The organism is Lentzea indica (assembly GCF_012184385.1).
Classification (GTDB): Bacteria; Actinomycetota; Actinomycetes; order Mycobacteriales; family Pseudonocardiaceae; genus Lentzea; species Lentzea indica.
Genome location: NZ_VSRL01000355.1, coordinates 1 through 7,310, shown reverse-complemented (window position 1 = coordinate 7,310; position 7,310 = coordinate 1). Strand labels below are relative to the sequence as shown.

The 7,310-nt window shown below is 70.2% G+C and carries 9 protein-coding genes; 7 read left to right on the top strand and 2 right to left on the bottom strand.

What is annotated here, in order from left to right; genetic code table 11:
- The 7 genes from FXN61_RS45480 to FXN61_RS45450 all read left to right on the top strand — a co-directional run.
- Window positions 1–563: DUF1932 domain-containing protein (locus FXN61_RS45480; RefSeq protein ID WP_167980023.1), on the top strand; the 563-nt coding region annotated here is incomplete at its 5' end.
- A gap of 13 nt (window positions 564–576) precedes the next feature.
- Window positions 577–1,317 carry a PIG-L deacetylase family protein gene (locus FXN61_RS45475; RefSeq protein ID WP_167980022.1) on the top strand — a complete coding sequence of 247 codons (741 nt, stop codon included), beginning with the start codon at window positions 577–579 and terminating at the stop codon, window positions 1,315–1,317.
- Complete coding sequence (locus FXN61_RS45470; protein WP_167980021.1) at window positions 1,314–2,021, top strand: 4-carboxy-4-hydroxy-2-oxoadipate aldolase/oxaloacetate decarboxylase; 708 nt, start codon at window positions 1,314–1,316, stop codon at window positions 2,019–2,021. The genes FXN61_RS45475 and FXN61_RS45470 overlap by 4 nt, the downstream gene beginning before the upstream one ends.
- On the top strand, window positions 2,018–3,064 hold the full coding sequence (locus FXN61_RS45465) for a 4-oxalomesaconate tautomerase (RefSeq protein ID WP_167980020.1): 1,047 nt from the start codon (window positions 2,018–2,020) through the stop codon (window positions 3,062–3,064). The genes FXN61_RS45470 and FXN61_RS45465 overlap by 4 nt, the downstream gene beginning before the upstream one ends.
- Before the next feature lie 9 nt (window positions 3,065–3,073).
- Window positions 3,074–4,024, top strand: a complete 951-nt coding sequence (locus FXN61_RS45460) for a catechol 2,3-dioxygenase (RefSeq protein ID WP_167980019.1) — start codon at window positions 3,074–3,076, stop codon at window positions 4,022–4,024.
- Between the two features lie 33 nt (window positions 4,025–4,057).
- Window positions 4,058–4,672, top strand: coding sequence for a GntR family transcriptional regulator (locus tag FXN61_RS45455; RefSeq protein WP_167980025.1), 615 nt, complete (start codon window positions 4,058–4,060; stop codon window positions 4,670–4,672).
- Between the two features lie 153 nt (window positions 4,673–4,825).
- Window positions 4,826–6,100 (top strand): winged helix-turn-helix domain-containing protein, encoded by a 1,275-nt coding sequence (locus FXN61_RS45450; RefSeq protein ID WP_167980018.1) that lies wholly within the window; start codon window positions 4,826–4,828, stop codon window positions 6,098–6,100.
- Window positions 6,101–6,176: 76 nt separating this feature from the next.
- Here the strand turns inward: FXN61_RS45450 and FXN61_RS45445 are convergent, their stop codons facing one another.
- Both FXN61_RS45445 and FXN61_RS45440 read right to left on the bottom strand, forming a co-directional pair.
- Window positions 6,177–7,031: a CbiQ family ECF transporter T component gene (locus FXN61_RS45445; RefSeq protein ID WP_312878502.1), complete on the bottom strand. Its 855-nt coding sequence runs from the start codon at window positions 7,029–7,031 to the stop codon at window positions 6,177–6,179.
- Window positions 7,028–7,310, bottom strand: a 283-nt coding sequence (locus FXN61_RS45440; RefSeq protein WP_167980017.1) for an ATP-binding cassette domain-containing protein, incomplete at its 5' end; no start/stop codon positions are given. The genes FXN61_RS45440 and FXN61_RS45445, both read right to left, overlap by 4 nt.

The window sequence follows — 7,310 nt, the reverse complement described above, 5'->3', positions numbered from 1 at the left end:
CTTCCGCCGTCGCCGCCGCGGAAGAAGCGGCGCCGGCCTTGGCGGCGCACGCCTGCTATGCCGACTTCACCAGCGCGGCACCGGAAACCAAGCGTGAGATCGCGCGGACGGTGCGCGTGGCGATGGCCGACGTGGCGGTGCTCGCTCCGGTGCCCCGGCAGGGTGCGGCCACCCCGCTGCTCGTGTCCGGTCCAGGTGCCGGCCGCGTCGCGCAGCTCTTCCTGGCGCTCGGAGCCGAGGTGGAGGTGCTGGAGGCACCTGCGGGAGCTGCCGCCGAACGCAAACTGCTGCGCTCGGTCTTCATGAAAGGACTGGCGGCGACCGTCCTGGAGGCGGTCGCGGCAGGTGAGGCGGCGGGGTGTGAGCAGTGGGTGCGCGACCAGATCGCGCGCGAACTGGGCGGGCATGCCCTGGTGGATCGGCTGATCACCGGCACCACAGCACATGCCGCCCGCCGCAGGCACGAGATGACGGCGGCCCGCGACCACCTCGCCGCACTCGGCACGCCCACCGCGATCAGCGACGCCACCCTCGCCTGGCTGACCAGGCTGGACCGGCCCTGAGCAAGGAGCACAGATGTCAGACACGACCGACAAAGGCAGTCTGCTGGTCGTCAGCGCGCACGCCGGCGACTTCGTGTGGCGGGCCGGTGGGGCCATTGCGCTGGCCGCGGAGCGCGGTGACCGGGTCACCGTGGTCTGCCTGAGCTACGGCGAACGTGGTGAGTCCGCGAAGGCCTGGAGGGAGGGGCACACGCTGGAGGGGATCAAGGTGATTCGCGCGCGGGAGGCGCAGAACGCGGCTGCCGCGCTCGGTGCGGAGGTGCGGTTCCTCGACGCCGGCGACTACCCGCTGGTCGAGTCCCACGACCTGGTCGACGAACTGGTTCACGTGTATCGGGAAGTGGCGCCGACCGTGGTGCTCACGCACACGCTGGCCGATCCGTACAACGGCGACCACCCGGCGGCGGCACGGATGGCCCTGCAAGCCCGAGTGCTGGCGCAGGCGGTGGGTTACGACGCGCCCGGCGAGCCGCTGGGCGCTCCGCCGGTGTTCTTCTTCGAACCGCACCAGCCGGAGCAGTGCGACTTCCGGCCGGACGTGCTGCTGGACATCACGCCGGTGTTCGACCGCAAGCGCAAGGCGATGGAGTGCCTGCCCGCGCAGCAGCACATGTGGGACTACTACACAGACCTCGCCAAACGGCGTGGCGTGCAGCTCAAGCGCAACGCCGGACCGAACCTCGGCCTGCCGCACACCACGATGGGCGAGGCTTACGCACGGGTCTATCCGCAGGTCACCGGAGCGCTGGCATGAGGGGCGTGATCATCACCGGCCCGCCGAAGGCCGACCTCGCCGAGGTGGACGTCCTGGCAGGGCTCGGCGTCGCGACCGTGCACGAGGCCATGGGGCGCAAGGGAAGTCTTGGGTCGAGACTGCGGCCGATCCAGCAGGGCGCTGCCATCGGCGGCACCGCCGTGACCGCGCTGTGCTGGCCCGGTGACAACCTGATGATCCACGCCGCCGTGGAGCAGTGCGGGCCGGGCGACGTGCTGGTGGTCTCCACCACGAGTCCTTCGCGCGACGGCCTGTTCGGTGAGCTGTTCGCCACCGCCCTGCGGCGCCGGGGTGTCCGCGGCCTCGTGATCAACGCAGGCGTCCGTGACGTGAAGGCGTTGCGGGACATGGGCTTTGCGGTGTGGTCGGCCGCGGTCAGCGCGCAGGGCACTGTCAAGGCGACCGCGGGATCGGTCAACGTGCCGCTGGTCGTCGAGGGGGAGGTCATCCGGCCCGGTGACGCGGTGCTGGCCGATGACGACGGCGTCGTGTGCGTGCCCCGTGAGCAGGTCTCCACGACCGTGTCCGCCGCACGGGCCAGGACGGAGAAGGAGGCCGCGGCCCGCGCCGCATTCGAAGCCGGTGAACTGGGACTGGACCGCTACGGGCTGAGGGAGACGCTGAGCACTCTGGGCGTGGAGTACCTCACCTTCGAGGAGTACGAGAAGCGGAGCGGAACATGACGGACGAGGGCGTGCGCTGCGCGTTGATGCGCGGCGGCACGTCCAAAGGTGCTTTCTTCCTCGCTGACGACCTGCCGGCCGACCCGCGGGCCCGCGACGACCTGCTGTTGCGCATCATGGGCACGCCAGATCCCCGCCAGATCGACGGTGTCGGTGGCGCACATCCGTTGACCAGCAAGGTCGCCATCGTGTCGCCCGCGGACGGCCCGGACCGCGACCTCGACTACCTGTTCCTGCAGCTCGGCGTCGACACCCCCACCGTGTCCGATCGGCAGACCTGCGGCAACCTCCTCGCCGCGGTGGGCCAGTTCGCCGTCGCGCGCGGTCTGTTGCCCGCCGGCCCGGACCACACGACGGCACGGGTGCGGATGACCAACACCGGCGGCCTCGCCACGACGACCTTCCCCACCCCTGGCGGCCGCGTGGATCCTCGTGGCACCACGGCCATCTCCGGTGTGCCCGGTACGGCCGCCGCCGTGCAGCTCGACTTCGCGGACACGGAGGGCTCTGCCGGTCACGGCCTGCTGCCCACCGGACAGGTGCGCAACGTCATCGACGGCGTCGAAGTCACGTGCGTCGACAACGGGATGCCCGTCGTCGTCGCTCGTGCCGCCGACTTGGGTATCACCGGGTACGAGACGGTCGAGGAGCTGGCCGCTCTTGGCCCGCGCGTGGAGTCGTTGCGCACCAAGGCGGGCAAGCTGATGGGGCTCGGTGACGTCAGCGCGACATCGGTACCCAAGACGACACTCGTCGCGCCACCGCGGACCGGCGGCGCGATCTGCACCAGGACGTTCATCCCCGTCCGGCCGCACACCTCGATCGGCGTGCTGGGTGCGGTCAGCGTCGTGACCGCGCTGCTGATGCCCGGCGCGGTGGGCCACGACCTGCTCAGCCCGCACGACCCCGTCGAAGTCGAACATCCCACCGGCAAGCTGGCCGTCACCGTCGAACTCGACGGACCGCGAGTGCGGCGGGCAGGAGTCATCCGCACCGCCCGGATGTTGTTCGACGGCACCGTTTTCCCCCGCCCGACCGACTGAGAGGCACCGATGTCCAACTCGCTGGGCCACGAGGTCGCCCACCTGGGCCATGTCGAGCTGTTCACCCCGCGTCCGCAGGAGAGCCTGGACTTCTTCGTCCGCGTGCTCGGCCTGACCGAGAACGGCACCGACGGCGACTCGGTCTACCTGCGCACGTGGGACGACTACGAGCACCACAGCCTCAAGCTGACCGCGGCCGCCACTTCCGGCGTGGGCCGCACCGCGCTGCGTGCCTCCAGCCCCGAGGCGCTGGCCCGGCGCGTGGCCGCCATCGAGGCACGAGGCCTGGGCGTGGGCTGGACCGACGGCGACACCGGTGTCGGGCCGACGTACCTGTTCCGCGACCCCGACGGGCACGAGATGGAGCTCTACTGGGAAACCGAGTGGTACCAGCCGCCGGAGCACTTGCGGCCCGCGCTCAAGAACCAGGCACAGGCCTACCCCGGCCGGGGCGTGGGAGTGCGGAGGCTCGACCACGTGAACTACCTCGCGCAGAGCGCGGAGAGCAACGGGCGGTTCGTCTACGACACCCTTGGTGGCCGGGTGACCGAACAGATCATGCTCGACACCGGCGTGATCTCCGCGCAGTGGACGCATTTCGGGCAGAAGTCCTACGACCTGGTCTACACCGACGACTGGACCGGCTCCAGTGGACGGTTGCACCACATCGCCTTCGCCACCGACACCCGTGAGGACATCCTGCGCGCCGCCGACATCGCGCTGGAGAACGAGGTCTTCATCGAGACGGGGCCGCACAAACACGCGATCCAGCAGACGTTCTTCCTCTACCTCTACGAACCCGGAGGCAACCGGATCGAGCTGTGCAACCCGACCGGGCGGCTGATCTTCGCCCCCGACTGGGAACCCGTCACGTGGACGCAGGCCGAGCGCGCCAAGGGACAGGCGTGGGGGCTCAAGACGATCGAGTCGTTCCACACCCACGGCACCCCGCCGGTCTAAATTGGTCACGACCAAAGGGGCTAGGGGGTGAGGATGGTCGTAGACGCCATCCGTGGCGCGATCATCAGCGGTGACTTCTCCCCCGGCCAACGCCTGGTCGAGGCAGAGCTGACCGAGCAGTTCGGCGCGAGCCGTGCCGCCGTGCGCGACGCGCTCGTGCAGCTCGCCGGCGAAGGGCTGGTCGAGCGCATCCAGAACCGCGGTGCTCGTGTGCGTGCCGTGTCACTCGAGGAAGCCGTCGAGATCACGGAGATCCGCATGGCGCTGGAAGGTCTGTGCGCGGCCAAGGCGGCCGGGCGCGCCACCGAACGCGACCACGCCGAGCTGCGCGAGATCGGCGAGCGGATGCGGGACGCCGTCAGCTCGGGTGACGTCTTCGGATACTCGGGCCTCAACAAGGAACTGCACGCGCTCCTGCTGACGATCAGCGGCCAGCGCACCGCGCGCGCCGTGCTCGATCGCCTGCGCGGGCAGAACGTCCGCCACCAGTTCCGCCTCGCCACCCAGCCCGGCCGTCCGCAGATCTCGTTGCCGGAACACCTGGCGATCATCGACGCCGTGTGCGCGGGTGACGCCGAGGCCGCGGAACAGGCCATGCGTGCCCACCTGCGCAGTGTCCTCGACGCACTTCCGCTGGCACAACCATGAGGGTGAAGCTGGTCGACCCGAAAACGGCATCACCTCGTCCGGTCATGACCGTGCGGGGTGTTGTCGCGAGGCACTCAACGAAGTCCTGCCAGTGCTCTGACCACGAACCTTGGCCGGGATGAGGTTGTGGTTGGTGATCGTGTGGGTGCCAGAATGAGGACGGTGAGCGTCGGCGCGGAGATCGAGCTGAGTGCGGTGGAGGCGCGGGGCGTCGCACTCGCTGCCCAGGGCATGGGCCGACGGCGACCGGGCGGCCGGATCGACGCCCGCCGCCTGCGGCGTGCGATCGACGACGTCGGCCTGCTGCAGCTGGACTCTGTCAACGTCCTGTGCCGCTCCCATTACCTGTCGCTCTTCTCCCGGCTCGGCCCCTACCCGCGAGCCACCCTCGACCGCCTGGCCTCGCATGCTGACACCGGCGCAGGACCCGCAACGCGGGCCGGGCGCGACCGCGTCCTGTTCGAGTACTGGGGGCACGAAGCTTCACTGCTGCCGGTCGAGCTGCAGCCGCTGCTGCGCTGGCGGATGGCACGGGCGGAGAAGCTCACCGAGAAACCGGCCCGCCTCCTGGCCGCCGAGAAGCCCGAGCTGCTCGAGTCGGTTCTGCGCACGGTGCGCGAGCGGGGCCCGATCCGTGCCGCCGAGCTCGCCACGCCGGTGCGCAAGCCCGGAAACCGGTGGTACAACTGGAGCGAGGCCAAGATCGCGCTCGATTACCTCTTTTTCGCCGGCCGCGTCTGCGCCGCGCACCGCGTCCGCTTCGAGCGCCGTTACGACCTTCCCGAGCGGGTGTTGCCCAAGGCCGTTCTCGACGCCCCGACCCCGTCCGAGGACGAGGCGCAGCGTCAGCTGCTACTGATCGCGGCGGCACGCCTCGGCGTCGCGACCGAACCCGATCTTGGTGACTACTTCCGCCTGCCGCGGAAGGAGTCTCAGGCACGCCTGGCCGAGTTGGTCGAGGGCGGCGCCCTCACCCCGACCCGAGTCGAGGGCTGGAGCGCCCCTGCCTACGTCACAACAGGACGGCTCCCAACGCCCGCGCGCAAGGCGCGCGCCCTGCTGACGCCCTTCGATCCGCTGGTCTGGTCGCGGCCGCGCACCGAGCGGATCTTCGGCTTCCGCCACCGGATCGAGCTCTACACGCCGGTGGCCAAGCGGCTCCACGGTTATTACGTGCTTCCGTTCCTCCTCGGCGACAGCCTTGTGGCGCGGATCGATGTCAAGAGCGACCGCGGTGCGGGGGTCCTGCGGGTGCTCGGCGCATTCGCCGAGCCGGGGGCTGATCCCGGCGCGGTCGCTCTGGAGCTGGCGGACGAGCTGCGGCTGCTCGCCGGCTGGCTTGAGCTCGAACACGTCTCAGTGGCGAGGAAAGGCAACCTCGCCAGGAACCTGGCCAAGGCAGTTGCCGCCGTCCGGGGCTGTCGCTAGTGCTGTGACCACATCGACGAACTCCTCACCTGAGCGGACCCCGCTGGCCGCACGCACCCACCACCGTGCAGCGGTATCACGAGGCGGTGGACAGCGGAGTGAAGTTCTCGATGTAGAACGACAGAACGCTCAGAGTGATCACGACCGCCAGCGCGATGAAGTCGGTCCTCTTCGGCCGCGCGGGCGACGCCGAGATCTGCCCTGAACCACCACGAGCAGTGATCGCGTCGCCCATCTCGTCGGCGCGTCGCAGCGACACCGTCATCACGGCGGCCATCACGTCGACGAGATCCGTGGTTCGCCTGCGGTAGTTCTCCCGCCAGGTGGTGGCCTCGGCCGCGCGAGGCCGCAGCCTGCGGGCGGCGAACAACACGCGGAACTCCTGGAGCAGCATCGGGAACGCCCGTAGCGACAGGGCCAGCGTCACGGCCCAGTCGTCGACGGGCACGCGCAACTGTTTGAGCGGCCTGCCCAGCTTCGCCACCGCCGGCGCGATGTCGGCGACGTTGGTGGTCCACGACACCAGTGAGCACGCTCCCAGCATCACGACGGCGACCATCAACAGCTGCAGGTAGCTGAGCAGGCCGCCCAGACCGAACGTGACCGGTCCCAGCACGAGGTTCGGGGCCCCACCGGCGAAGGCGGCCACCACGGTACCGACGGACAGCAGGATCCACAGCCAGCGCGGCATCGTGGGCAACGCGTTCCAGGACACCCCCGCCAGCCGGGCGACGGCCAACAGGAACGCCGTGACCAGCGCCATCGAGACCCAGCCGGGAGCCAGCGCCATCGGCACCGCGATCAGGCCGATGGCGACCATCTTGGTGCCCGCCCAGAGTTCGTGCACCGGCGAGGTGCCGGGGACCGGCCGCAGCAGGACCACCGGCCGGGTCTGCCTGGGCGGGGTGGTCGGCATGGTCGCGGTGGTCACAGCGCTCCTCCGGTCGCGGTCGCGGGCGTCAGAGCACCCTTGTGCAGGTACAGCGTGCGGGGGCAGAGCTCCTCGAGCCCGGAGAAGTCGTGCGAGATGACGATCACGGTGAGCCCGGTGGTGCGGCGCAGGTCAGCGAGCAGTGCCAGCAAACCGCGGCTGCTCGCGGCGTCCAGCCCGGCCAGCGGTTCGTCGAGGATGATCGCGCGAGGGCCGCGGGCGAGCAGCCCGGCGAGCACCACGCGGCGCATCTGACCACCGCTGAGCTGGTCGACCGGC

Excerpts from the sequence above, each read along its gene's own strand:
- FXN61_RS45475 (WP_167980022.1), top strand. The coding sequence starts at position 577 with ATGTCAGACACGACCGACAAAGGCAGTCTGCTGGTCGTCAGCGCGCAC.
- FXN61_RS45470 (WP_167980021.1), top strand. The coding sequence starts at position 1,314 with ATGAGGGGCGTGATCATCACCGGCCCGCCGAAGGCCGACCTCGCCGAG.
- FXN61_RS45465 (WP_167980020.1), top strand. The coding sequence starts at position 2,018 with ATGACGGACGAGGGCGTGCGCTGCGCGTTGATGCGCGGCGGCACGTCC.
- FXN61_RS45460 (WP_167980019.1), top strand. The coding sequence starts at position 3,074 with ATGTCCAACTCGCTGGGCCACGAGGTCGCCCACCTGGGCCATGTCGAG.
- FXN61_RS45455 (WP_167980025.1), top strand. The coding sequence starts at position 4,058 with ATGGTCGTAGACGCCATCCGTGGCGCGATCATCAGCGGTGACTTCTCC.
- FXN61_RS45450 (WP_167980018.1), top strand. The coding sequence starts at position 4,826 with ATGAGGACGGTGAGCGTCGGCGCGGAGATCGAGCTGAGTGCGGTGGAG.